Origin of the sequence: Enterobacter cloacae complex sp. P29RS, from assembly GCF_014893445.1 — a bacterium.
Classification (GTDB): domain Bacteria; phylum Pseudomonadota; class Gammaproteobacteria; order Enterobacterales; family Enterobacteriaceae; genus Enterobacter; species Enterobacter intestinihominis.
Map to the genome: position 1 here is coordinate 52,734 of NZ_JADBPZ010000015.1, position 24,779 is coordinate 77,512.

At 54.7% G+C, this 24,779-nt stretch carries 27 protein-coding genes; 11 read left to right on the top strand and 16 right to left on the bottom strand.

The genetic code is table 11. The features are described from left to right. Window positions 1–10: 10 nt before the first annotated feature. Window positions 11–742: a type II secretion system protein GspC gene (gene gspC, locus IM282_RS12875; protein WP_192970463.1), complete on the bottom strand. Its 732-nt coding sequence runs from the start codon at window positions 740–742 to the stop codon at window positions 11–13. Window positions 743–1,042: 300 nt separating this feature from the next. Between gspC and IM282_RS12880 the strand changes: the two genes are divergently transcribed. Together IM282_RS12880 and IM282_RS12885 are read left to right on the top strand one after the other, a co-directional pair. Further along, on the top strand, window positions 1,043–2,605 hold the full coding sequence (locus IM282_RS12880) for an ExeA family protein (RefSeq protein ID WP_045308515.1): 1,563 nt from the start codon (window positions 1,043–1,045) through the stop codon (window positions 2,603–2,605). Beyond that, window positions 2,605–3,237: a hypothetical protein gene (locus IM282_RS12885; RefSeq protein ID WP_046618474.1), complete on the top strand. Its 633-nt coding sequence runs from the start codon at window positions 2,605–2,607 to the stop codon at window positions 3,235–3,237. The genes IM282_RS12880 and IM282_RS12885 overlap by 1 nt, the downstream gene beginning before the upstream one ends. 3 nt (window positions 3,238–3,240) lie before the next feature. Here the strand turns inward: IM282_RS12885 and IM282_RS12890 are convergent, their stop codons facing one another. The 3 genes from IM282_RS12890 to IM282_RS12900 form a co-directional block, all read right to left on the bottom strand. Beyond that, window positions 3,241–3,864: a helix-turn-helix domain-containing protein gene (locus IM282_RS12890; protein ID WP_022647582.1), complete on the bottom strand. Its 624-nt coding sequence runs from the start codon at window positions 3,862–3,864 to the stop codon at window positions 3,241–3,243. A 261-nt stretch (window positions 3,865–4,125) separates the two neighbouring features. Further along, complete coding sequence (locus IM282_RS12895; protein ID WP_063146173.1) at window positions 4,126–4,956, bottom strand: N-acetylmuramoyl-L-alanine amidase; 831 nt, start codon at window positions 4,954–4,956, stop codon at window positions 4,126–4,128. Continuing rightward, complete coding sequence (locus IM282_RS12900) at window positions 4,953–5,276, bottom strand: heavy metal-binding domain-containing protein (protein ID WP_003858361.1); 324 nt, start codon at window positions 5,274–5,276, stop codon at window positions 4,953–4,955. The genes IM282_RS12895 and IM282_RS12900 overlap by 4 nt, the downstream gene beginning before the upstream one ends. Window positions 5,277–5,373: 97 nt before the next feature. On the opposite strand from IM282_RS12900, the gene IM282_RS12905 reads away from it, so the two are divergent. From IM282_RS12905 to artJ, 6 genes are all read left to right on the top strand, one after another. Continuing rightward, the gene (locus tag IM282_RS12905; RefSeq protein WP_022647580.1) at window positions 5,374–5,892 is read left to right on the top strand and encodes a lipoprotein; all 519 of its coding nucleotides are present in this window, start codon (window positions 5,374–5,376) and stop codon (window positions 5,890–5,892) included. 226 nt (window positions 5,893–6,118) lie between these two features. Then, window positions 6,119–6,847, top strand: a complete 729-nt coding sequence (artP, locus tag IM282_RS12910; RefSeq protein WP_006809439.1) for an arginine ABC transporter ATP-binding protein ArtP — start codon at window positions 6,119–6,121, stop codon at window positions 6,845–6,847. Between the two features lie 18 nt (window positions 6,848–6,865). After that, complete coding sequence (artI, locus tag IM282_RS12915) at window positions 6,866–7,597, top strand: arginine ABC transporter substrate-binding protein ArtI (protein ID WP_006174322.1); 732 nt, start codon at window positions 6,866–6,868, stop codon at window positions 7,595–7,597. A 6-nt stretch (window positions 7,598–7,603) separates the two neighbouring features. Continuing rightward, a complete protein-coding gene (gene artQ / locus IM282_RS12920) occupies window positions 7,604–8,320 on the top strand; it encodes an arginine ABC transporter permease ArtQ (protein WP_003858367.1) in 717 nt (238 codons plus the stop codon). Further along, entirely contained in the window at window positions 8,320–8,988 is a 669-nt protein-coding gene (gene artM, locus IM282_RS12925) for an arginine ABC transporter permease ArtM (RefSeq protein ID WP_192970464.1), read from the top strand. The genes artQ and artM overlap by 1 nt, the downstream gene beginning before the upstream one ends. A 173-nt stretch (window positions 8,989–9,161) precedes the next feature. Continuing rightward, window positions 9,162–9,893, top strand: a complete 732-nt coding sequence (artJ, locus tag IM282_RS12930) for an arginine ABC transporter substrate-binding protein ArtJ (RefSeq protein WP_015571008.1) — start codon at window positions 9,162–9,164, stop codon at window positions 9,891–9,893. Window positions 9,894–9,968: 75 nt separating this feature from the next. Here artJ and IM282_RS12935 read toward each other — a convergent pair whose 3' ends face one another. The 11 genes from IM282_RS12935 to nfsA form a co-directional block, all read right to left on the bottom strand. Further along, a complete protein-coding gene (locus IM282_RS12935) occupies window positions 9,969–11,438 on the bottom strand; it encodes a sensor histidine kinase KdpD (RefSeq protein ID WP_023299687.1) in 1,470 nt (489 codons plus the stop codon). After that, entirely contained in the window at window positions 11,422–12,129 is a 708-nt protein-coding gene (locus IM282_RS12940; RefSeq protein WP_023299686.1) for a response regulator transcription factor, read from the bottom strand. The genes IM282_RS12935 and IM282_RS12940 overlap by 17 nt, the downstream gene beginning before the upstream one ends. Before the next feature lie 72 nt (window positions 12,130–12,201). Next, window positions 12,202–13,329, bottom strand: coding sequence for a 23S rRNA (uracil(747)-C(5))-methyltransferase RlmC (rlmC, locus tag IM282_RS12945; RefSeq protein ID WP_192970465.1), 1,128 nt, complete (start codon window positions 13,327–13,329; stop codon window positions 12,202–12,204). A gap of 40 nt (window positions 13,330–13,369) precedes the next feature. Then, window positions 13,370–13,867, bottom strand: coding sequence for a YbjO family protein (locus IM282_RS12950; protein ID WP_192970471.1), 498 nt, complete (start codon window positions 13,865–13,867; stop codon window positions 13,370–13,372). Between the two features lie 42 nt (window positions 13,868–13,909). Then, window positions 13,910–14,755, bottom strand: a complete 846-nt coding sequence (potI, locus tag IM282_RS12955; protein ID WP_022647574.1) for a putrescine ABC transporter permease PotI — start codon at window positions 14,753–14,755, stop codon at window positions 13,910–13,912. Then, window positions 14,752–15,705 (bottom strand): putrescine ABC transporter permease PotH, encoded by a 954-nt coding sequence (potH, locus tag IM282_RS12960; protein WP_022647573.1) that lies wholly within the window; start codon window positions 15,703–15,705, stop codon window positions 14,752–14,754. Before potH ends, potI begins: the two co-directional genes overlap by 4 nt. Window positions 15,706–15,714: 9 nt before the next feature. Then, window positions 15,715–16,848 carry a putrescine ABC transporter ATP-binding subunit PotG gene (gene potG / locus IM282_RS12965; protein ID WP_006809449.1) on the bottom strand — a complete coding sequence of 378 codons (1,134 nt, stop codon included), beginning with the start codon at window positions 16,846–16,848 and terminating at the stop codon, window positions 15,715–15,717. Between the two features lie 143 nt (window positions 16,849–16,991). Then, window positions 16,992–18,104, bottom strand: a complete 1,113-nt coding sequence (gene potF / locus IM282_RS12970; RefSeq protein ID WP_022647572.1) for a spermidine/putrescine ABC transporter substrate-binding protein PotF — start codon at window positions 18,102–18,104, stop codon at window positions 16,992–16,994. A 350-nt stretch (window positions 18,105–18,454) separates the two neighbouring features. Further along, on the bottom strand, window positions 18,455–18,931 hold the full coding sequence (locus tag IM282_RS12975) for a YbjN domain-containing protein (protein ID WP_022647571.1): 477 nt from the start codon (window positions 18,929–18,931) through the stop codon (window positions 18,455–18,457). A 63-nt stretch (window positions 18,932–18,994) separates the two neighbouring features. Further along, window positions 18,995–19,897, bottom strand: coding sequence for a 30S ribosomal protein S6--L-glutamate ligase (rimK, locus tag IM282_RS12980; protein ID WP_032621711.1), 903 nt, complete (start codon window positions 19,895–19,897; stop codon window positions 18,995–18,997). A 64-nt stretch (window positions 19,898–19,961) separates the two neighbouring features. Beyond that, a complete protein-coding gene (nfsA, locus tag IM282_RS12985; protein WP_023299683.1) occupies window positions 19,962–20,684 on the bottom strand; it encodes a nitroreductase NfsA in 723 nt (240 codons plus the stop codon). 185 nt (window positions 20,685–20,869) lie between these two features. On the opposite strand from nfsA, the gene IM282_RS12990 reads away from it, so the two are divergent. Then, window positions 20,870–21,139: a GrxA family glutaredoxin gene (locus IM282_RS12990; RefSeq protein ID WP_006809455.1), complete on the top strand. Its 270-nt coding sequence runs from the start codon at window positions 20,870–20,872 to the stop codon at window positions 21,137–21,139. 30 nt (window positions 21,140–21,169) lie between these two features. Here the strand turns inward: IM282_RS12990 and IM282_RS12995 are convergent, their stop codons facing one another. Beyond that, a complete protein-coding gene (locus IM282_RS12995) occupies window positions 21,170–21,544 on the bottom strand; it encodes an inner membrane protein YbjM (RefSeq protein WP_023299682.1) in 375 nt (124 codons plus the stop codon). Window positions 21,545–21,818: 274 nt separating this feature from the next. Between IM282_RS12995 and IM282_RS13000 the strand changes: the two genes are divergently transcribed. After that, entirely contained in the window at window positions 21,819–23,504 is a 1,686-nt protein-coding gene (locus IM282_RS13000) for an aspartate:alanine antiporter (protein WP_001024855.1), read from the top strand. Window positions 23,505–24,454: 950 nt separating this feature from the next. Next, a complete protein-coding gene (locus IM282_RS13005; protein ID WP_023299680.1) occupies window positions 24,455–24,775 on the top strand; it encodes a metalloregulator ArsR/SmtB family transcription factor in 321 nt (106 codons plus the stop codon). Window positions 24,776–24,779 lie beyond the last annotated feature (4 nt).

The window sequence follows — 24,779 nt, forward strand, 5'->3', positions numbered from 1 at the left end:
TGCACACTTTTTAATTGTTTAGAACATTAATCCGAATATTTTCAAGGTGAGCGTGACGTCGTACGATGACCTCCGCTTCTTTCATTTTTGACCAGTTGGCAATAATGCTTTTCGCTTTTGCTTCATCGGTCATATCGACAGAGTTAACCTGAACCGCCACATCGCCTTTTTCCAGACCTGACTGGCTGTAAAAGGCGGAGGCATTCCTTGGGTTTATCCTGTAGCCTTCCAGTCGGCCCTTTTCAGTTATGGGTTTTAACACCAGATAATCATCAAGATGCACACTCTCTGCGCCAACATCTTTTGTCGATTTCGTTACCGGGCCGCTATCCACGCCACCCTTAAAATAGTCCGGTTTATTTAATGCCAGAATCTGCGTAGTACCTTCATAATTAACCACCACATTATCTTTGTTTATTTCCTGAATAAATGCGTCGTTAAATCCAGAGAGAGGTTCACCCTCACGGTAGCTTCTCTGACCGCCTGGCGTTTTAATGACAGCAAAGGAGAGCCAGGCGTCATCGCTGTTCACAATACCTTCGATTTCAGCTGCCAGCGGGGCTTTCACCGCACCCGGTAAGATTTCCTGACGCACGGCTGCCGTAAAAAGCGTAAAGGATTTCTCTTCGCGCGTTTTTTTCAGCGGCTGTTGATCGGCATTAGCCAACTTATTCATAACTTTTTTATAATCTTTAAAGGTGAGATACCCTTGCTGGCCGCAAAAGATCAGCAGCACAAACATAATACAAGGCGTTATCCACCGTGAAAGAAATGAGAACCTCATTTTTTATCCGGCCTATAGCAAAGCAAAAATAAGCAGCGTCATACTGCGCCAATATGGATGAAAATAGTAATAAGCTGGTGCAAATGCGACCACTGACTTCGCCGCTAACTTTCATAAAGAAAAATATTGACCGTATAAAATCCAAATGTTAGACGCTGCCAGCAGGATATTTTTACCCTGTTTGCAAATTGACCGTTCAGGGGCGTTACCTTACTTTCTGATGCTGTTGCTATTCCTAATCAGAGACGGTAAGTCGTTATGTATCAGAGCCACTTTAATTTTAAAAATCCGCCATTCAGATCGATCGCCCGTTTATCCGGGGATTTTCTGGTGCCTTATCATCAGGATGTGTTCAACCTGTTGAAAGAGAAAACCCAGCAGGCGGGAGTTATCGGGCTCTTTTGCGACGACGCCCCGCTTCTGGGTCACTTCAGCGATGCGCTAAAAACCCGCCACAGTAACGTCCTTGTTATCAATGCGTTTCCCAAACTGAGTGCCAGTAGCCTGCTGTACAAGCTCAATCCGGTAACGAAAGAGAGCAAGAATCGCCTGCAGGCGGTGGATGCCATCCTGCGCCAGTGGCACGAGGGAAAAGCGAAAACCAGAGTGCTGGTGATTTCACACGCCGAAGCCATGAAAGAGAGCTGCCGTGAAGTCCTGGGTACGCTGCTCACGCGAGCCCAGGAGCTGAACTTCCGGCTCTCCGTGGTGCTGACGGGCACTGCGGATCAGGAAATCCTGCTTAAGCAACCTGAACTGCGCGAATATACACACACTCGTCATGTCCTGCGCCCCCTGACCTGCCGCGAATTCCTGGGCTATGTGCAGGCGCAATGCGAAGAACACGGCTGTGAAAATTCGCCGTTAACGCCGGCCCGCGTGCGCAAAATGCACACGTTGACCAAAGGCAACATCAGCAAACTTAACGAACTGGCGCACCTGTCAATGCTCGCTGCCTGGACGGAACGCGCGTCGCAGGTCAGCCCGCGTCATTTACGCCTGGCGGCGGGAGAGATCCTGCCCGCGAAAAAACACGGTAAGCGTCTGGCAACCGTGGGGCTGTTCGCATCGGTGCTGTTTGCCGCCTGCGGCTGGTATTTAACCTCATCCATCAGCGGGCATCTTCCCATCCAGCTGCCGGTCCCCGTCAGCTGGAAACAGCCGACGCGAAAAACGGAGGCGCCCGTGGTGCCGGTTATCGACAATGAAATGGTTAATCAGCCGGATGCGATGCACCAGCTCTATCTGATGTGGGGATATGACGCCTCGGCCGAAGATGCGCTGTGCCAGAACGCCGCTAAAGTGAACCTGATGTGTAAACAGGGGAACGCGTCGCCGGAGACGCTGGCGCAGGAAGGGTATCCGTGGGTCAGTGAGCTGAAAACCAGCGGTCACCTTAACTATGCGGTGGTCGCCAGGGTCGGAGATACATCAATTGACCTGTTAATGAATAACCGGACCTGGCAGGTGAGCCGCAGCTGGTTTAACCGGCATGCGACCGGCAACTTCACCCAGTTGCACCGCCTGACACCGGAAGGAAAAGACGCGATCGGCGCGGCCAGCGACAGCAAAGACATGGCCTGGCTCGATCAGCAGTTAAGCATCGCGCTGAACCAGCCCGAAACGCATGCCCGGATCTGGACCGCAGAGATGATGAAACGCACCCGTGAGTTTCAGCAAAAAATGCATCTGCACGTGGATGGCATCCCCGGCGAAGAAACGCTGATGCAGCTGATGCGCGTAACCAACAGCACGCCGAGCGTACTGATTCAGGCCACCCGCACTACCCCGGACGCAAAAATGCAGGAGAAGAAAGCCTAATGTCGACCATCTGCCTTGCGGCCCAGCGCAGCTATACAACCGGGGAAGCGGTCTGGTTTTCGTACCGCCTCCCCAGCCTGAAAAACGTATTCGGCAAAACAGCATTATGGATGGTCGGCCTTTGCGCCATGCTGGTTGTCGGCCTGTATATGCATGTCTACTGGAACATGCGCCACCCGGCGCCTGAACCGGTCAACGCCAGCGTTGCCAAACCGGAAACCCAGCTTTCGGAGATGCACTACGTGTATGTGAGTAAACCGTTCCCGCATCCGCAGCCTAAAGCTGCGCCAGTGCCTGTTGATGTTCCACCGATGCAGGATCTGCCGATCATCAGTGATGATGCCGACTGGCAGCAGGCGCCCGACGGCGCGGTGCCGCAAGGCCCCTCGCGGGATACCCTACCCGGAACTGAGGCGCATGAGCACGATACCGCCCCCGCCAGCACGAGCAGTGAAGAGTCATCATTAACGGAATTATTTAAACAGGCATTAAAAGAGCAGGAGCAGGATTATTCTCAAGGAAAAATTCCCGCACCGCCGGTTGACGAAACGCAGGATAATTCACAAGCAAGTGTTAAAAACAGTGAAAACAGCCGTTCCCCTTTCAGTGATAAAGGAGACCGGCGGGAGTAGGCATTAATATTTTTCAGGCAGTGCGGTGAGGTTAAGCAGTCGACCTTTTTCCACCACAATATATTGACCTTTTTTCAGATCGGAGAGGATTTTAATAATGGTGCTACGTGCCAGGTTAGTGTATTCCTGAATGTAATCATAAACGTTAATATCACGCTGATGCTGTACAATCAGGTCGTTGATCTCATATAAAAATTCGCGAACAACAGAATATGCGCTGCGAGCGACCAGAATATCATCGCGCTTGCTCATCAGGCATATGTACCAGGAAAGCACTTTTGTCAGTTCAGGCCACAGGTTTTTCTCGGTCATCAGCTGGGCGAAGACCTCTTTCTTGATCGAGCGAACAACCGTATTCGACCGAACAAGGCCGTACATATGGGTGGCGTTGTAATACATCGACGACAGGCCGAAAATGCATTGCCCGGTAACGGTGAACAAGCACAGTTCGTCAGAGTCACGTCGAAATTCGACTTCGCCGCTGACAATAATATGAATTAAACCGGAATCAGCAGTGGAAATCTTCTGCCATTTTTTCAACGTTCTTTCTTCAACGCATGAGGTTGCAGAAATAATCTTTTCCATTTCATGTTGCGGACGTAATTTTTTTCCATAGATGCTTAACATTGTTATACCCGTTTTAAGATGTGATTTTAAAAAAACATGGCAACGGCATTCATACCGAACCATAAATATTTTCCTGATGAAAAACTCAAGAATAAAAAAAAGAGTAAAGTTTTTTATTCGCTAAATTGCTTAGCGTGCTATGTGTCCATCTTAAATCCGAATAATTTTAAGTCAATTAACTAAAAATGAAATGAGATTGTACTTAGGATTAATCTAATAGAAACTTGCGGAAATATACTCATTTGGGGGTAAGCCAAAGGTTTACCCCTGCCCGTATTTCTCTAAAAGTGCTTCGGCAATCGCCATGGTTTCAACATCCGCTACGCCATTCCATAACTGCGGACGGAAATGCATCTGGAACACCATGATGATGCGTTTTTGCTGTGCAGGCGTGCTGTTTTCTGGCACCTCGTAACCGTAGCGCGCCAGCAGATCGAGCAGTGCTGCGGTATCAACCTGCTGATAATGCGGTCGCCCGTTGATATAAAAATTTACCCGCGCCGGTTCGGGCCAGGCTCCGATGCCCTGCTGCGCCAGCTCGCGCCACGGAAACAGCGGGCCAGGGTCGTCTTTACGCTGCGGGGCGATATCCGAATGGGCCACAACGTTCTGCGGTTTAATGTCGTAGCGGGCGATGATGTCTCTGGCAAGCGGGATCAGCGCCGCAATTTGCCCCGGTTCGAAGGGGGTAAAGATTTTCACGCCATCGGTTTTCCGCCAGCCGCGGTTTTCCAGCTCAATGCCGACGGAGGTATCATTTATGCGGTTGGTCCCACGCCAAAAGCTAATACCTGCATGCCAGGCCAGCTCGCTCTCCGGCACCAGCTGCCAGATACGCGGTTTGCCCTGCGGAGCTGGGGGCTTTGCGGGGATGAGATAGTGAGAGCTGACGTTTTTATCGGTTAAGGTCGCAAGCGAGGTGTCGAAATCATCGGCGGTGTAATGGATCACCAGCACCTTTATGCGCGGGTAGGCCGCCTGCGCCTGATGGCGCGTATCAAGTTCGTACGCGCCTTTATCAACAACGCCCTCTTCCGAGGCGCATCCTGCCAGCAACAATGCCAGCAGGAGGGTTGAGAGCGAACGCTTCATCGACGGGTTTTCACCGCCGTGCCGCTTACGCTCACCATCAGCATGCTGGCATCTTTCCCGACCGTTTCGTAGTCGATATCAATGCCCACCACCGCATCCGCGCCCAGCGCTTTGGCCTGCTCGCCCAGCTCCTTAAACGCAATGTCACGCGCTTTACGCAGTTCTTTCTCGTAGGCACCGGAGCGCCCGCCGACGATATCCCGAATGCCGGCAAAGAAGTCCCGGAAGATGTTGGCGCCCAGAATCGCCTCACCGGTGACCACGCCGCAGTACTCGGTAATGGGTTGACCTTCCAGGGTTGGTGTTGTTGAAAATTGCATACTTCCTCTCCGTCTTTAGCGTTCAATGCGTTAGCAACTGCATTATCGGTTCGTTACGCTATGATTGAAAGGATAGTTAATAAATAAGGAAATCAACATGCGCTACTCTGCTTTAACGCTTTTAGTGCCCTGCGCGCTGGTGCTCAGCGCCTGCACTACGCCGGTCACGCCAGCCTTTAAGGATATCGGTTCCCGCAGCGGCCCCTGCATTGAGGGCGGCCCGGACGCCGTGGCGCAACAGTTCTATGATTATCGCATTCAGCATCGCGGTAATGACCTCACCGCCCTGCGCCCGTACCTGAGCGATAATCTGGCGAAACTGCTTAATGACGCCTCGCGCGATCCGCAGCAAAACGCGCTGCTTTCATCCGATCCGTTCTCCAGCCGCGCCACGCTGCCGGACAGCGCCGACGTCGCCAGCGCGTCCACCATTCCGAATACCGACGCACGGAATATTCCTCTGCGCGTGAAGCTAACCCAGGGGACACAAACCTGGCAGGATGAGGTACTGATGATCCGTGAAGGCCAGTGCTGGGCAATAGATGATGTGCGCTACATTGGCGGCAGCGTTCATGCTCCGGCGGGCACCCTTCGCCAGTCGATTGAGAACCGCTAACGCATACGTTAAATAAACGTTAACCCCGTAAAATGTCCGGCATTTCATGCGGAATGCCGACATTTATTCTCGCCCCCCTTTCCCGTCGCTATTTTGTGCTATGTTTAAGAGGAAACACGGGTTATATTTAACTTTTAACGCAGAAATATTGCATAACTATTCTGTCAACGGTACTATCTGCGGCCTCAATTGCTATAGATTGCCTGGATGAGTAAAGACTGCCCCGATGAGTATTAAACTAAACGGCATTAACTGCTTCTACGGCGCACACCAGGCGCTGTTCGACATTACGCTGAGCTGCCCGGAGGGCGAAACGCTGGTTTTGCTCGGCCCAAGCGGCGCGGGAAAAAGCTCCCTTCTGCGTGTTTTAAATCTGCTTGAAATGCCCCGTTCGGGAACGCTGGCCATCGCCGGTAACCATTTTGACTTCGCGAAAACCCCTTCTGATAAAGCGATTCGTGAACTGCGTCAAAACGTGGGCATGGTTTTCCAGCAATATAATCTCTGGCCGCATCTGACGGTGGTGCAAAACCTGATTGAAGCCCCGTGCCGCGTGCTTGGCTTAAGCAAAGACCAGGCGATGGCGCGAGCTGAAAAGCTGCTGGAACGTCTGCGTCTGAAACCGTACAGCGACCGTTATCCTCTGCATCTCTCTGGTGGTCAGCAACAGCGTGTGGCGATCGCCCGTGCGCTGATGATGGAGCCAGCGGTGCTGCTGTTCGACGAACCAACCGCAGCGCTGGACCCGGAAATTACTGCCCAGATCGTGAGTATCATTCGTGAACTGGCGGAAACCAACATTACCCAGGTCATCGTGACCCACGAGGTGGAAGTGGCGCGCAAAACCGCCAGCCGCGTGGTCTACATGGAAAACGGGTATATCGTTGAGCAAGGTGATGCAAGCTGCTTCACCAACCCGCAAACCGATGCCTTCAAAAACTACTTATCACACTGATGTGTTAGGGAAATTATAATGAAAAAAGTATTGATTGCCGCGCTGCTTGCTAGCGTCAGCCTTTCCGCTACCGCAGCCCAGACCATCCGTTTCGCCACTGAAGCGTCCTACCCTCCGTTTGAATCCATTGATGCGAACAACAAGATTGTTGGCTTCGACGTGGACCTGGCAAATGCCCTGTGTAAAGAGATCGACGCGACCTGTACCTTCAGCAACCAGGCGTTCGACAGCCTGATCCCCAGCCTGAAGTTCCGCCGTATCGACGCCGTGATGGCCGGTATGGACATCACTCCGGAGCGTGAAAAGCAGGTTCTGTTCACCACCCCTTACTACGACAACTCGGCGCTGTTCATTGGCCAGAAAGGTAAATACGCCTCCGTTGACCTGTTGAAAGGCAAGAAAGTCGGCGTGCAGAACGGCACCACGCACCAGAAATTCATCATGGATAAGCACCCGGAAATCACCACCGTGCCGTATGACAGCTACCAGAATGCGAAGCTGGACCTGCAAAACGGCCGTATCGATGCGGTGTTCGGGGACACGGCTGTCGTGACTGAATGGCTGAAAGCGAACGACAAGCTGGCCGCCGTGGGTGACAAGGTGACAGATAAAGACTACTTCGGTACAGGTCTGGGTATTGCCGTACGTCAGGGCAACACCGAGCTGCAGCAGAAATTCAACGCTGCGCTGGAAAAAGTGAAGAAAGACGGCACCTACGAAACCATCTACAAAAAATGGTTCCAGAAGTAATTCCTGATGAATGAAATTTTTCCTTTAGCAAGCGCCGCCGGGATGACCGTCGGCCTTGCCGTTTGTGCACTGATTATCGGCCTCGTACTGGCGATGTTCTTTGCGGTGTGGGAGTCCGTTAAGTGGCGCCCTGTCGCATGGCTCGGTTCAGCGCTGGTGACTGTGCTGCGTGGACTGCCGGAAATTCTGGTGGTCCTGTTTATCTATTTCGGCTCCTCACAGCTGCTGTTAACGCTGTCGGACGGCTTTACGATTAATCTCGGCTTTGCGCAGATCCCGGTGCAAATGCAGATTGAGAACTTCGACGTCAGCCCGTTCCTGTGCGGCGTAATTGCGCTCTCCCTGCTCTATTCGGCCTATGCGTCACAAACGCTGCGCGGCGCGCTGAAAGCGGTACCGCAGGGACAGTGGGAATCCGGTCAGGCGCTGGGCCTGTCGAAAGCGGCGATCTTCTTCCGCCTGGTGATGCCGCAGATGTGGCGTCATGCCCTGCCAGGGCTGGGCAACCAGTGGCTGGTACTGCTGAAAGATACCGCGCTGGTGAGCCTGATCAGCGTGAACGATTTAATGCTGCAAACCAAAAGTATCGCCACCCGTACGCAGGAGCCATTTACCTGGTACATCGTCGCGGCGGCTATCTACCTGGTGATCACGTTGCTGAGCCAGTACGTTCTGAAGCGTATTGATCTGCGCGCAACGCGTTTTGAACGGAGACCAGGCTGATGCTGGATTATTTACCCGAACTGATGAAAGGGCTGTACACCAGCCTGACGCTGACCGTTGCGTCTATCATCGTAGCGCTGATCCTGGCGCTGTTCTTCACCATCGTCCTGACGCTGAAAACGCCGGTGCTGGTGTGGATTGTCCGTGGCTACATTACGCTCTTTACCGGTACGCCGCTGCTGGTGCAGATCTTCCTGATTTACTACGGTCCAGGGCAGTTCCCGTCGTTACAGGAATATCCGGTTATCTGGCATTTGCTCTCTGAGCCATGGCTCTGCGCCCTGATAGCTCTCTCACTGAACAGCGCGGCCTATACCACGCAGCTGTTTTACGGCGCGATCCGCGCGATCCCGGAAGGCCAGTGGCAGTCCTGCGGTGCGCTGGGCATGAGCAAGAAGGACACGCTGGCGATCCTGCTGCCATACGCCTTTAAGCGTGCGCTCTCTTCCTATTCCAATGAAGTCGTTCTGGTGTTCAAAAGCACCTCTCTGGCCTACACCATCACCCTGATGGAAGTGATGGGCCACGGGCAGCTGCTGTACGGACGTACCTACGACGTGATGGTGTTCGGTGCGGCGGGTCTGGTCTATCTGGTGGTCAACGGTCTGCTGACGCTGATGATGCGTCTTATCGAGCGTAAGGCGCTGGCGTTTGAGCGCAGGAATTAATCACGCCAATGCATAAAACGGTATTCATTGAGCGGGTAACCTGATGGGTTATCCGCTTTTTTTTGCAACAAAGGTAATATTTAATCATTTTTATTGCATATAAATTCAGTAAATGGCATTGTATATCCAGGCCGCAGACACGGCGCATAAATAAGACAGACGGGAGCATTACAATGAAAAAGTTAGTTCTGGCCGCATTACTCGCAACCTTCGCCGCAGGCGCATCCGCCGCAGATAAAATCAATTTTGGCGTTTCTGCCACCTATCCGCCGTTTGAATCGCTGGATGCCAGCAACCAGATCGTCGGCTTTGACATTGACCTGGCGAAAGCGCTGTGCAAGCAGATGCAGGCCGACTGCACCTTTACTAACCACGCGTTTGACAGCCTGATCCCGTCCCTGAAATTTAAAAAATACGATGCGGTGATCTCCGGCATGGATATCACCCCAGAGCGCAGCAAGCAGGTCGCGTTCACCGACCCGTACTACGCGAACTCTGCGGTAGTGATTGCGAAGAAAGGGGCTTATAAGTCTTTCGACGAGCTGAAAGGCAAGCGCATCGGCATGGAAAACGGCACCACGCACCAGAAATATCTCCAGGACAAGCATCCTGAAGTGAAAACCGTGGCCTATGACAGCTACCAGAACGCAATTATCGACCTGAAAAATGGCCGTATCGATGGCGTATTTGGCGACACCGCGGTCGTGAATGAGTGGCTGAAAACCAACCCGCAGCTGGGTACAGCGACGGAGAAAGTGACCGATCCGCAGTACTTTGGTACCGGCCTCGGCATCGCGGTACGTCCGGATAACAAAGCCCTGCTGGAAAAACTGAACGGCGCGCTAAAAGCGATCAAAGCTGACGGCACATACCAGAAAATCAGCGAGCAGTGGTTCCCGCAGTAATCTCTTTTTGCCGGGTGGTCTGGCCTACGGGGGTGGTCTGTAGGCCGGGAAAGCGCAGCGCCACCCGGCAATTTCTCATAGCGGCACAAAGAACCTGAACCGCGCCCCACTCACGGACTCCATCAGCCTGATCCCGCCACCGTGCAGCTCCAGCATTCTCTTCACGATTAACAGCCCTAATCCCCCACGGTTCTCCCGCGACGCCTGAGGATTTAACGCTGAAGGCCGCTGGAACAAATCGTCGCGCAGCGAGGCATCTACGCCCGTACCATTGTCTGCCACTTCGACCTGAAGTCGTTCATTCTCCTGCCAGACCGCCAGACGAATTTCTCCGCCGCTCGGCGTATGACGGATGGCGTTATCCAGAAGATTAGTGACCACGCGCTCGATCATCGACACGTCGGCGTTCACCAGCGGCAATCGCCCCGGCACATCAATGCGCAGGTTCACCTCGCGCGTGCGGGCGGTAAGTTCAAACTTCTGCGCCACGTCGGAAATCAGTTCAGCCATGGCAAAACGCTCGCGCTGGGGCTTGATGCCGCCGTGCTCAAGACGCGCCAGCTCGAACAGCTGCTGCGACAGATGGCGTACCTTTTGCCCCTGACGCAGCGCGGTAGCGAGGTACTGCTGATGCTCCTGCGGCGACAGCGTGGCGGATTTCAGCGACAGCGTTTCCAGATAACCCAGCAGCGACGTCAACGGGGTGCGTAAGTCGTGCGAAATGTTGGCGATAAACTCCCGGCGCTGGCGGTCGCTGTCGGCCAGCCGATCCCACTGAGAGGTGATTTTGCGCGCGAGCTCGATAAAGGTATTGCGCAGGATCGCCACTTCATCCTGGCCGGCAGGCTCGAGCGGCTGGGCCGCCAGCTGCTTAATCGCGCTGATGCTGTCCTGCTCCAGCCCGGCCACGTCCAGCGTGAGCTGTTTAACCGGGCGCGTCACCCAGTACCAGAGCAGCAGCCCCGCCAGCAGACCAAACAGCGCCACCAGCAGCATCGACCACAGCGCCGTACTCCAGAGCGCTTTGTGCCAGGCCATCTCCGCCAGCGCGTTGGACTCCTCCCCCTGCAAAATAATGTACAGATACCCCTTCAGCTCACCGTCCTGCCGCAGCGGGGTGGCGCTGAAGACTTTCTTATTCTGGCTTCGGGGATCGTCGCCAAACACCGGCATCACCGTCCCGCTCAGGAAATTCTGTATCGGCGCGAGGTCAATTTTTTGCCGCTGAATGTGCCCCGGCGGGGCGGCATCGGCCAGGATATCGCCATCAGGCGAGACAACATACAGCTCGACGCTCGGATTAAAGGTCATCAGCCGGTCGAACAGCGGCTTTAAGGCGCTGCGATCCACCCTGCCCTGCGTATCCAGAATCGCTTCCCGCTGCGCAATCTGCTGCGCCAGCCCGCCGGAGAGACGCTGCACCATCGCATTGCCGTACTGCATGCTAACGTAGAGCTGTACCGCACAGGCGACGGTGGCGCAGAGCAGCAGTAACACCGTAAACAGCAGCGTCAGGCGCTGGCTCAGGCTAAAGCGACGCATCATGATTCTGCTCCGCAAATTTGTAGCCTTTGCCCCAGACGGTGCGAACGATCTCCGGCTCGGCGGCATCTTTCTCTATTTTGATGCGCAGGCGGTTAATATGAGTGTTGACGGTGTGTTCGTAGCCTTCGTGCTGATACCCCCACACCTGCTCCAGCAATGCCAGCCGTGAAAAGACCTCTCCGGGATGGCGGGCAAAAAAATAGAGCAGTTCAAATTCACGCGGGGTGAGATCGACGTGTTGACCGTTAAGACGCACGGTGCGCGCCAGCGGATCGATAGTCAGACCGTGCGCCTGAATAATGCCGTCCGTCTGCGCCTGGCCCATCGCCTGCTGTCGGCGGAACAGCGCCTTAATGCGGGCAATCAGCTCCTGCACCGAGAAAGGTTTTGCCAGATAATCATCCGCCCCGGTTTCCAGGCCGGTAATACGGTCAGTTTCACTGCTGCGGGCGCTAATGATGATAATGGGCAGGTAGCGGGTCATCTGGCGGATACGGCGGCAAATCTCCAGACCATCAACATTCGGCAGCATCAGATCGAGGATCACCGCGTCCCACGGCTGTTTTTCCAGAAGCGGTAACGCCTTTCCCCCGTCCGGCTCGTGGGTAATGGCGTAGCCTTCATCTTCCAGGTTAAGACGCAGGAGTGCAGCGATATCGTGGTCGTCTTCTACCAGCAGGATCTGCTTCATGGGTAAGCCTTCAATCATTTGTTATGACGTAAGCTTACCTGATTTCGAGCGGGGGAAGAGTTCACATTTTGTTTAAGATTTCACGAGCAACGTCAGCACTTCGTAATGCGCAGTGTGCGGGAACATATCAAAGAGCTGAACGCGCGCAATGCGGTAGCCCGGCAGGCTGGCGATATCCTTCGCCATGGTCTGCGCGTTACAGCTGGAGTAGACGATGTACTCCGGCGCCATCTGGCTCAGGTAGTCGCAGAGCGCCTGGCCGATGCCCCGGCGCGGCGGGTTCACCAGCACCAGCTCCGGCACGTTGCCCTGGCCGGTGGCGAACCGGGTCGAGTCCAGCGCCTGAAAGTGCAGATTCGTCAGCCCCAGCTCCGCGGCGGACTGTTTCGCGCAGGCGATGGCCTCCGCAGAAATTTCAATCCCGGTGAGCGGCATGTCTGGCGTGGCACAGTGCAGGCCAAAGCCGCCGACGCCGCAGAACAGATCCCACATGTGATGAACCTGTAACGCACGCACCCAGTCGCGCGCGGTCGCGTACAGCGCGCTGGCGACGGTGGGGTTAGTCTGGAAGAAGCTTTGCGGACGGATCCACAGCGGCACGCCGTTGAAATTCTCCGCTAGCGCATGCTGTTCGGTGAAGAAAATCTCTTTCTCTCCTTCCATGATCGCCATATGCACCGGCTGAATATTAGCGGTAATGACCTTGAGCTGCGGAAGCTGTTCCTGCAGCCACGGCAACACCGCGCGAAGCTGCTCCAGTTTGGTTTCCGAACGCAGCACAAAGCGCAGCATCATCCCGCCGTCGATTTGGCTTTCGGTCAGCAGAAGGTACTTAAGCTCGCCGCGCCTGCGGGCAACGTTATAGGGCGTTAACCCCGCGCGGGCGATAAAGGGTTTCAGGGCGGTAAACACCGGCTCAAACGAGGCGGGATACAGCGGACAGCCGGTGAGATCGACGGGCGTGCCGTCACGGTGCAGCATGCCCAGCAGCGGCTTTTCGACGCTGCCGCTGACCACCATTTTGGCTTTATTACGAAAGCCCTGCTCCGGCCCGCTGACGGGTGCGCACCACTCGCCCACCGCGTGTGCTGCCAGCAGCTGTTGCAGGTCGGCCATTTTGGCGGTGAGTTGTTGAGAGACCGGCTGTTCTATCCACTGACAGGAGCGGCAGCGTCCGGCGTCATAGAGTGCGCACTGCATATGAAAACCTTAAGAATCACGAGGGCTGCGATTATACACATTATTGCAGGCGGAAGAACCGCCGACTGGAGGCGGGAATATAGAGCAGGCAGAGCACCAGCATGTCCGGCAATTTTTGCATCACTAAGGAATGGAAAATCTCGCGGCGGGAGCCGCCGGGAATGCTGAATAGCTCCGGATAGCCATAGCCCAGCGAGGCGGCCCACAGATAGCTGGCGGCGGTGATCTGCGTAAGAAAATATACCCAGCGCGCCCAGTTGCGCCCCTTTACCAGCGAGAACGCACAGTAGATCTCAATAAACACCAGCATCAGGCTGCTGAGAAACACCAGCGTCAGATTCCACGTCTGCGCACTGCGGTGAATGAACTCCCCCATGCCTCGCGGGCCCAGCGTGTTCATAATCATCAGCACATCCAGGCAGCGGATCATAATAATGGCGAGCGCCGCCACCTGCACCAGCGCAGGGACGTTCGGACGGGCGTGCGAATGACGTGTTTTTTGCAAGAATCCCAATGTTTTTACTTCCCTGAAAAACAGTGCCGCGTCATACGCGGCACATCACTGGAAATAATAATTCCTTCAGCCGCGTCTTGCACGCTGGATATCGCGCACGCGCTGCTTTTCCGCGCGCGCCATCAAATACCAGGCGATAAATCCGACAATTCCGACCACGCCGAGGATGATGGAGGCCAGGGCATTAATCTCCGGATTCACCCCCATGCGCACGCTGGAGAAGACCAGCATCGGCAGCGTCGTCGCGCCTGGGCCCGAGACAAAACTGGCAATAACCAGATCGTCGAGCGAGAGCGTGAACGCCAGCAGCCAGCCGGAGATCACCGCCGGCATAATCATCGGCAGCGTAATGATGAAAAAGACCTTCAGCGGCGTGGCGCCGAGATCCATCGCCGCCTCTTCAATGGAGCGATCCAGCTCGCGCAGCCGCGAGGAGATGACCACCGCCACATACGCCGTACAGAAGGTGACGTGCGCCAGCCAGATGGTGAGCATCCCGCGATCCGCTGGCCAGCCGATGGCGTGCGCCAGCGCGACAAACAGCAGGAGCAGCGACAGACCGGTGATGACGTCCGGCATGACCAGCGGGGCGGTGATCATAAACGCAAAACCATTTGCTCCGCGAAAACGGCCGAAGCGCACCATCACCAGCGCGGCAATCGTGCCCAGCACGCAGGCCATCGTCGCCGCCAGCGCCGCAATGGTCAGGCTCAGCCCCACCGCACTCATCATCGCATCATCGTGGAACAGCTCGCTGTACCAGCGCGTCGACCAGCCCGCCCAGACGGTGACCAGCTTAGAGCTGTTGAACGAGTAGATCACCAGCATCAGCATCGGCGCGTACAGGAAGGTAAAGCCGATAATCAGGATCAGAATTCGCCACGGGGAGCGTACTACCGGTAAGTTGTTCATCCGTGGTCTCCCATCTGTTTCTGCTGATGTTTGTGGAACCACATGATCGGCACGATCAGCAGCAGTAACATGACAATCGCCACCGCCGAGGCCACCGGCCAGTCGCGGTTATTGAAAAACTCCTGCCACAGCACGCGGCCAATCATGATGCTGTCCGGCCCGCCGAGCAGTTCGGGGATCACAAACTCCCCGACCGCCGGGATAAACACCAGCATCGATCCGGCGATGATCCCGCCTTTTGTGAGCGGCACAATGACGCTGAAGAACGTCTTCAAGGGGCGTGCGCCGAGATCCAGCGAGGCTTCCACCAGCGAGTAATCGATTCGCGTCAGCGCCGTATAGATTGGCAGCACCATAAACGGCAGATAGGCATAGACAATCCCGATATACACCGCAAGGTTGGTATGCAGGATCGTCAGCGGCTGGTCGATCACCCCAAGCCACAGCAGGAAGTTATTCAGTATGCCGTTATTCTTCAGGATCCCCATCCACGCGTACACGCGGATCAGGAAAGATGTCCACGACGGTAAAATGACCAACAGCAGTAAAATATTTCGCGTCGACGGCTTGCTGTGCGCCACTGCCCACGCCAGCGGGTAGCCCATCAACAAGCAGCAGATCGTTGAGATCGCCGCAACCTGTAACGACTGTAAATAGGCTTCGAAATAGAGCGGATCCTCAGTCAGTTGCAGGAAATTCCCAAGGTTTAAGGTCAGCGTCAGTTGCCCGTCGGCCCACTCCCACAAATCGGTATACGGCGGGATCGCCCGCGCCATCTCCGCCAGGCTGATCTTAAAGACGATCAGGAACGGCAGCAGAAACAGCAGGATCAGCCAGATATAGGGCATGGCGATGACCAGCTTGCGGCCATGCGCCATCTGCACGCGCGCCAGCCAGTGCGAGAAACCGCCCGGTTTTTTGACGCGGGCTGGAGGTTCAAGTGTGCTCATGACCGCTCCTTATACCGTCAGGACTACGCAACTGTCCGCATCCCAGCACAGGCTCACTTCGTCGCCCCAGGTTGGCTGTCCCTTGCGATACCGGTGTTCGTTCTGTAACTGGGCGCTGAGCATCTGGCCGCTTTTCAGGCGGACATGGTAAATCGACAGATCGCCGAGATAGGCAATGTGTACCACTTCGCCCACGGCAAAGTTATAGCCATCGGCGGGCGGCTCATCGCAAAGCATGATTTTTTCCGGGCGCAGGGCAACGTAAACCGGCACGTTGTCCACCACGGAATTATCAGAATCAACCTTAAGCGGGTGCACCAGCCCCGGCGATTCAATCACCAGACCGTCTTCCTGGCGTTCCTTCAGCAGCCCTTCGAAGACGTTTACCGAGCCGATGAACTCCGCGCTGTAGCGGGTTGTCGGGTGTTCGTAAATCTCCTCCGGCTCGCCGATCTGCACGAACTTACCGCGATTCATGATCGCAATGCGCCCGGCCATGGTCATCGCCTCTTCCTGGTCGTGCGTCACCATCACGCAGGTCACCCCTACGCGCTCAAGGATATCCACCACTTCCAGCTGCATCCGGTCGCGCAGCTTTTTATCCAGCGCGCCCATCGGCTCGTCGAGCAGGAGTAATTTCGGCCGTTTGGCCAGACTTCTTGCCAGCGCCACGCGCTGACGCTGGCCGCCGGAAAGCTGATGCGGCTTACGCTTCGCGAACTCCTGCATGTGCACCAGGCTCAGCATCTCCGCCACGCGCGCGGTGATTTCGGCTTTCGGCAGTTTGTCCTGCTTCAGGCCGAAGGCAATGTTCTGCTCGACGGTCATGTGCGGGAACAGGGCATAGGACTGGAACATCATGTTAATGGGCCGCTGGTACGGCGGCACGCTGGAGAGGTCTACCCCATCCAGCACGATCTGCCCGGCGGTAGGTTGTTCAAACCCGGCCAGCATACGCAGCAGGGTCGATTTACCGCAGCCGGATGCGCCGAGCAAAGCAAAAATTTCACCTTTGTAGATCGTCAGGCTGACATCGTCCACGGCATGCTGGCCGTCGAAGGATTTGGTGAGGTTACGAATTTCAAGAAGCGGGGTCAGCGCTTTACGGACTTTCGCCTGCGGGCGGGGGATCGCGTCATTCACGGGGTGCTCTCCGGCATAGATCAACACTGGTGCAAACGCACCGTCAGGGTGCGTATCGCCGGGCGGCGCTAACGCTTGCCCGGCCTACGGGATTTGTCGGCCCGGTAAGCGACAGCGCCACCGGGCAACGATATCAAACGCCGTTACTTACCGCTTTTCACCTTCGTCCACGCGCGGGTACGCACACGGTCAATTTTCGGTTCCTGCACTTTCAGGGTGAAGAGCTTGGCAAACACATCGGCTGGCGGGTAGATCGCCGGATTATTGCGGATTTCTTCGCTCACCAGCGGCACGGAGGCCTTGTTACCGTTGGCGTAGTAGACGTGGTCGCTGATGTGGGCAATCACTTCCGGACGCATCAGGTAGTTGAGGAACTGATACGCTTCCTCTTTGTTTTTCGCATCAGCCGGCATCGCGAAGACGTCGAAGAACGCCAGCGCCCCCTCCTTCGGAATGAAGTAGGAAACATTCACGCCGTTTTTCGCCTCTTTCGCACGGTTCGCTGCCTGCCAGACGTCACCCGCCCAGCCGATGGCCACGCAGATATCCCCGTTAGCCAGGTCGTTGATGTACTGAGAGGAGTGGAAGTAGCGAATATTCGGACGCAGCTTCAATAGCAGGTCGGTCGCCGGACCGGTGTAGTCGTCGGCCTTGCTGCTGTTTGGATCTTTGCCGAGATAGTTAAGCACGGTGGCGAAAATCTCTTCCGGCGCATCGAGGAAAGAGACGCCGCAGCTTTTCAGCTTCTCGAGATTTTCCGGCTTCAGCACGACGTCCCAGCTGTCCAGTTTGACGTCCGGGCCCAGCGCCGCTTTGACTTTATCCACGTTAAAGCCAATACCAGTGGTCGCCCACAGGTAAGGCATGGCGTATTTGTTGTCCGGATCATGCTTCGCCACCAGCTTCAGCACTTCCGGATCGAGGTTTTTCCAGTTCGATAACTTGTTCTTGTCCAGCGGCTGGAAGACACCGGCGGTCAGCTGACGCTCCAGGAAGCTTGCAGAGGGCACCACCAGGTCGAAACCGGTACTGCCCGCCATCAGTTTGCCTTCCAGTACTTCGTTGGAATCGAATACGTCGTAGACAACCTTAATGCCGGTCTCTTTTTCAAAATTCGCGACGGTGTCCGGCGCAATATAGTCAGACCAGTTATAGACGTGCAGCGTTTTTTGTTCCGCAGCGAGCGTGCCGGCAGAGACGGCCATCAGAGCACCCGCAACCAGACCCGATAACCATTTTTTATTCAAGGCGATCATATTGTTATTCCTTCTGAAAGCTCGTTAACAAACGAACCAAAACTGTGCAGCCTGAAGATATGCAATATTCATGCATAGTTTGTCGCTCTGCCCGAAATAAAATACACCCCTCTTCCCGGCAGGTTCCGCTCGCTTTTTTAAGCACCGCAAGAATAACTGTAGCCCGTGTCTCCGGCTATAGCCCAGACGAAAAAACGCCTTTTATCAATTTTTTATGCAGATTATGTCTACGTGATAAGCCGAAACGGCCCGAGAGGAGGTGAAAAATTCTTTAAAGAAAGGTTAAAAGCAGCAGAAAAAGCGGTGTTATGCAGCCGCTCTGGTAGCGACTGCGCAAAAGTCAGACAGGCTTAGTGGAGAAAATTGGAAGATGCATCATTATTCTCGGCATCATCTTCCGCGCTATACAGCAGGTGATGTGCGTTGGCTTCCATCATTACCATGGAAATTTGCTCTTCGCTCAGGCGCATAAACCAGGCGAACTGTTTGAAGGAGAGCCCCGCGCCGGAGAATAAAGACTGGCAAACCACCAGCTTCGGCAGATTATCATCCTGTATGTCGAGAAACGCTTTCACGGTCAAAGAACTGGCGTTAATCGCTGACAGATCGGATGCCAGTGCAAGCAGCGCTGAAGGCTTCACTTCAGCCAGCGCCGAGAACAGGATCACGTCGTTAATCAGATCGATTTTGGCATCAAAAATACCATCGAAATTTTGCATGTGAGGCAGATGCAGCGCCTGGCAGGAGTCGCATTCGAAAAAAGTAATACCGGCATCATCGAGCCATTGACGTAACGTATCCAGTGTAGGTACGACCTGTAAATCCATCGCTGTGCAGCCTCTTAAATAAAAACGTTGTCCAGCTTACGCAAAAAGTGCGCGCCGATCCATTTAACCGCCCGTTTTCAGGCAAAATCCCGGCGTCGCATGGCGTTCAATCCATGCGATCATTTTACCTGCAATATCGACGCCTGTGGTTTTTTCCACCCCTTCCAGCCCCGGCGAGGCGTTAACTTCCATCACCAGCGGCCCGCGGTCGGCACGCAGCAGATCGACCCCCGCCACGTCCAGGCCCAGCGTCTGCGCCGCTTTCACCGCAATCTCGCGCTCGCGCTCGCTGATAAGGGCCACCCGCGCGATACCGCCGCGGTGCAGGTTAGAGCGGAAGTCGCCCTCTTTCGCCTGCCGCTCTATGGCGGCCACCACTTCATCGCCCACCACAAAGCAGCGGATGTCGCACCCTTTGGCCTCTTTAATATACTCCTGAACCAGAATATGGGCATTCAGACCGCGAAAGGCGTCAATCACGCTTTCCGCCGCCTGACGCGTCTCCGCCAGTACCACCCCAATACCCTGCGTGCCTTCCACCAGCTTAATGACCAACGGCGCACCACCCACCATGTCGATTAAATCGCTGGTGTCGTCCGGGGAGTGAGCAATCCCGGTGACGGGCAGATCGATCCCCTGGCGCGCCAGCAGCTGCAGCGAGCGCAGCTTATCGCGGGCGCGTGAGATCGCCACGGATTCATTGAGCGGATAGCTTCCCAGCATTTCAAACTGGCGCAGCGCGGCCGTGCCGTAATAGGTGATCTGGGAGCCAATGCGGGGAATTACCGCATCAAAATGCGGGAGTTTGCGGCCTTTGTAATGAATCGACGACGCCGCAGGGTCGATGTTCATATAGCAGGACATCGGATCGAGGATCTCAACCTGATGTCCGCGTTTCGCCGCCGCTTCTCGCAGGCGTTTACATGAATAGAGCGTTCCATCCCGGGACAATATGGCAATTTTCACCCTGCACCTCTCTAAAGACATGGGAAAAGCCTGCCTATCATACACGAGGCGCAGGAGGAAGGGACTATCGCGTTGCCCAGCCCTGTTTGTGCAGGTAATCAAGAATGAACGGGCGGTTTTCTTTGATGATGGTGCGACGAATATGGTCGCTCCAGGTGTCGCGGCGGTTGTTGCTGTCGCGCGTCAGATAATAGTTCGCCAGCTCTTCATCGTATTGATGCAGAACGTCCTGATCGACCGGCTGGTAGTGGTTTTCATGCACCAGCATCGCAGCAGGAATACGCGGCTTCAGATCCGGGTTATCCGCCGGCCAGCCGAGGCACAGACCAAACAGCGGCAGCACGTGTTTCGGCAGCTTCAGCAGTTGCGTCACGCTTTCGATGTTATTACGCAGCCCGCCGATATAGACGCCGCCAAGCCCCAGCGATTCCGCCGCCGTGAACGCGTTTTGCGCCATCAATGCCGTATCCACCACGCCCAGCAGCAGCTGTTCCGCCAGCCCCAGCTCCGCCTCAGGACAGATTTGCAGGTGACGGTTAAAATCGGCGCAGAACACCCAGAACTCAGCCGCCTGGGCAACGTGCTTTTGTCCGCCCGTCAGCGTTACCAGCTGTTCACGCATCGCCGGATCGGTAATGCGGATAATGGAGCTGCACTGCAAAAAGCTGGAGCTGGAGGTGCCTCTTGCGCTGTCGATGATCGCGTCCCGCTGCGCCTGGGTAATTGGCTCATCGGTGAAATGGCGAATGGAACGGTGGGAACGAAGCAGGTCAATGGTTGGCGTCATTTTGTCTCTCTTTGTGTTGCGTAAAACGTATGGCAGCCAGTATAGGCAATGATCCACCTGATGTAATTGGCGAAACATAGCCTAACTGTATCAAAGTGACAGGTGAAACCTTCTTTCCATGACGGCAGGTTATCGTGCACTATAGGCGCTATTCGCCGTCAGGCTTGTTTTTTGAGGAGAGAGAAATGTTTGCAGTAATTTTTGGTCGTCCAGGATGCCCTTACTGTGTGCGCGCGAAAGAGCTGGCAGAGAAACTGACTGAAGAGCGTGATGATTTCAACTTCCGTTATGTGGATATCCACGCCGAAGGCATCACTAAAGCCGATCTGGAAAAAACCGTGGGTAAACCGGTTGAAACCGTGCCGCAGATCTTCCTCGATCAGAAACACATTGGCGGCTGCACCGATTTTGAAGCCTACGCCAAAGAACACCTGGGCCTGTTTGCCGCTCAGTAATGCTAAGACGCCCTCACCCTGAGGGCGTTTTTATTTATGGTGCTTCCGCTGTTGCAGCAGGCTGCGCATAAATAAGAAACAGAGCGCCCCCAGCGCACACCAGAAAACGCCACTTAGTAGCCACGCCACTTCCTGCCAGACGCTTCTCGACGAGAGAAACAGCACGCGCATCAGAAGCAGGCAGAGGGGCGCCGCAAGGATGGCCCCCAGCAGCGGCATTACCACCTCGCCTTTGCGCGAGAGAAAACTAGCCACTACCCCCGGCAGGATGAAGAACAACAGGCCCAGCTCGGGATGACCGGACGCTCTGAAGGCGCCCTTCACATTAAAAGCAAGCGACATGCAAACGACCGTAAACAGCAAAAAGCAGCTGATTACGCCAACCCAGTTTCGTTTAAAGTTCAAACTATCCTCCTGACTTATCTCTATCAAATACAAAAATCGTCCGGTGGACGCCCAGTCAGATAAAGCATTGCGGCAATCCTTGCCAAAACACGCACACAAGTCGTGCGATAATAGGTGGCTGTCGGTAGCTATTACGATTAAACTAACCGCCTGCTAGTGTTTAGGGTATTTATCAGGAAGCAGGGAGGTGCAAAGTGATTCCCTGACTCTGAAAACAGTAGCCCAAATAGTCCTTTCATTCAACAACTTACTGGTAAACAAGAAGTTAGCCTCCGTGAATATAAACGTCGCAGACTTGTTAAATGGGAATTACATCCTGTTATTATTTGTGGTACTGGCACTGGGCCTTTGTCTGGGTAAATTGCGCCTGGGTTCAGTTCAACTTGGTAATTCCATTGGCGTTTTAGTCGTCTCCCTGTTATTAGGTCAGCAACATTTCAGTATTAACACGGACGCGCTTAACTTAGGTTTCATGCTGTTTATTTTCTGCGTTGGCGTGGAAGCCGGTCCGAACTTTTTTTCCATTTTCTTCCGAGACGGCAAAAATTATCTGATGCTGGCGCTGGTGATGGTCGGCAGCGCCCTGCTGATTGCGTTAGGGCTGGGCAAACTGTTTGGCTGGGACATCGGCTTAACGGCCGGTATGCTGGCAGGCTCGATGACCTCCACGCCGGTGCTTGTTGGCGCGGGGGATACGCTTCGTCATTCTGGCATGGCAGGCACGCAGCTTTCCGCCGCGCTGGATAACCTGAGCCTGGGCTATGCCCTGACCTATCTGATTGGTCTGGTGAGCCTGATTGTTGGCGCGCGCTATCTGCCAAAACTTCAGCATCAGGATCTCCAGACCAGCGCCCAAACCATTGCCCGAGAGCGTGGTCTGGATACGGACTCCAAACGTAAAGTATACCTGCCGGTGATCCGCGCATACCGCGTCGGTCCGGAACTGGTTGCCTGGACCGACGGGAAAAACCTGCGCGAGCTGGGGATTTACCGTCAGACCGGCTGCTACATCGAACGTATCCGTCGTAACGGCATTCTGGCAAACCCGGACGGTGACGCGGTGCTCCAGATGGGCGATGACATCGCTCTTGTTGGCTACCCGGACGCCCACGCGCGTCTCGATCCGAGCTTCCGCAACGGGAAAGAAGTGTTCGACCGCGACCTGCTGGACATGCGTATCGTCACCGAAGAGATTGTGGTGAAGAACCACAACGCCGTGGGCCGCCGTCTGGCGCAGTTGAAGCTGACCGACCACGGCTGTTTCCTCAACCGCGTGATCCGCAGCCAGATTGAAATGCCTATCGACGATAACGTGGTGCTTAATAAAGGCGATGTGTTGCAGGTCAGCGGCGATGCCCGACGTGTTAAAACCGTTGCCGACCGTATCGGCTTTATCTCGATTCACAGTCAGGTGACGGACCTGTTAGCCTTCTGCGCCTTCTTCATTGTTGGCCTGATGATCGGAATGATCACCTTCCAGTTCAGTAACTTTAGCTTCGGCATCGGTAACGCTGCCGGTCTGCTGTTCGCCGGGATCATGCTGGGCTTCCTGCGAGCGAACCATCCCACCTTCGGCTACATCCCTCAGGGAGCGCTGAACATGGTGAAAGAGTTCGGTCTGATGGTCTTTATGGCGGGTGTCGGCTTAAGCGCCGGGAGCGGCATTGGCAATGGCCTGGGTGCGGTCGGCTGGCAAATGTTGGTTTCCGGACTTATAGTCAGCCTGGTACCGGTAGTCATCTGCTTCCTGTTCGGCGCCTACGTGCTCCGCATGAACCGCGCCCTGCTCTTCGGCGCGATGATGGGCGCGCGCACCTGCGCACCGGCAATGGAGATCATCAGCGACACCGCGCGCAGCAACATCCCGGCGCTGGGCTATGCAGGCACCTACGCCATCGCAAACGTGCTGCTGACGCTGGCAGGTACGCTGATCATCATTATTTGGCCAGGACTCGGATAAATCTCAAGATTGCGTGTGGCTGAAAAAATTTTCGTTACGCGCAGAACTTTTTACGCAGGGTGCAGTCATAACTAGTGCCACTGCTTTTCTTTGATGTCCCCAATTTGTGGAGCCCATCAACCCCGCCATTTTTGGTTCAAGGTTGATGGGTTTTTTGTTTCCTGAAATTAATACCCTTCCCTATCAATTACTTATAACACTACCTTATTTTCCAGGGCGGTATAGCTGATCTTCTTGCGCGGTTAAATTTTGCCTGGTCAATATCTTAAAAGAACAACGATTGAGCGTAGATATGATCGGGTTTGAACTTCGATACAGGCAGCTGGCATAAGCTGGAACGAATTAATCCACCTGATGACAGGAAAAGGAATGAAGGCTTCATCCGGGGATAGCGACAGAAGTCTACATAAAGCTCGCTCACCACTCCAATTTCGGAATCGCTCTTCTGAAACCGGAATTTATTTAGGTCCCATGTATGCGTTCACATATGGCTCGCGGCTGTATTGAGGTTATTGACGGTGGATATCACTACCCTTGCCTGTAAATGGGGCTCAACACTACTTAAGGCCGTCTGGTTTGTGTTACTTAGCTTTCTGGCAGGACGTATGCTGGGTCCTTCAACAGCTTATATTAACCACGACGTTGCAACTGCTATTTGCGGATTTATCTATGGTGATATTAATGCGGAGACAATGTACGAAACATATACAAATATTGATATTTTAATTCTGTTAACATCTGCAACGATCGTCTGTCTCATAACATTGAAGATATTCAACAAAACCAGGAATCATTAATCTTCTAATCCCGCCCTGTCTGTGGCTCAAAGACGACGGCTCAACGTAATGGTACTTCACTGAGGACATTTATTTGCCCTTATTGCCCTTCACTCACTCGCCACAAACATATATGATTTAGTGTATATGACAAAAACCACGCAGGATCGCCAGATGCTTCACCCCGTTCAGCTCTTCAAAACCCTCTCCGACGAAACGCGCCTCTCCATCCTCATGCTTCTGCGTGAAGCGGGCGAGCTGTGCGTCTGCGATCTCTGCTCCGCTACCAACGAGCCGCAGCCGAAAGTCTCCCGCCATATGGCATTGCTGCGTGAGGCCGGGCTGGTCATCGATCGTCGTGAGGGTAAATGGATCTACTACCGTCTCTCTCCCAACATGCCCGCGTGGGCGGCAACCGTTATCGATAACAGCTGGAACTGCCTGCGAGAAGAGACACGTATGAAGCTGAAAAACCGCCTCCCGGGCTCGTGCTGACCAC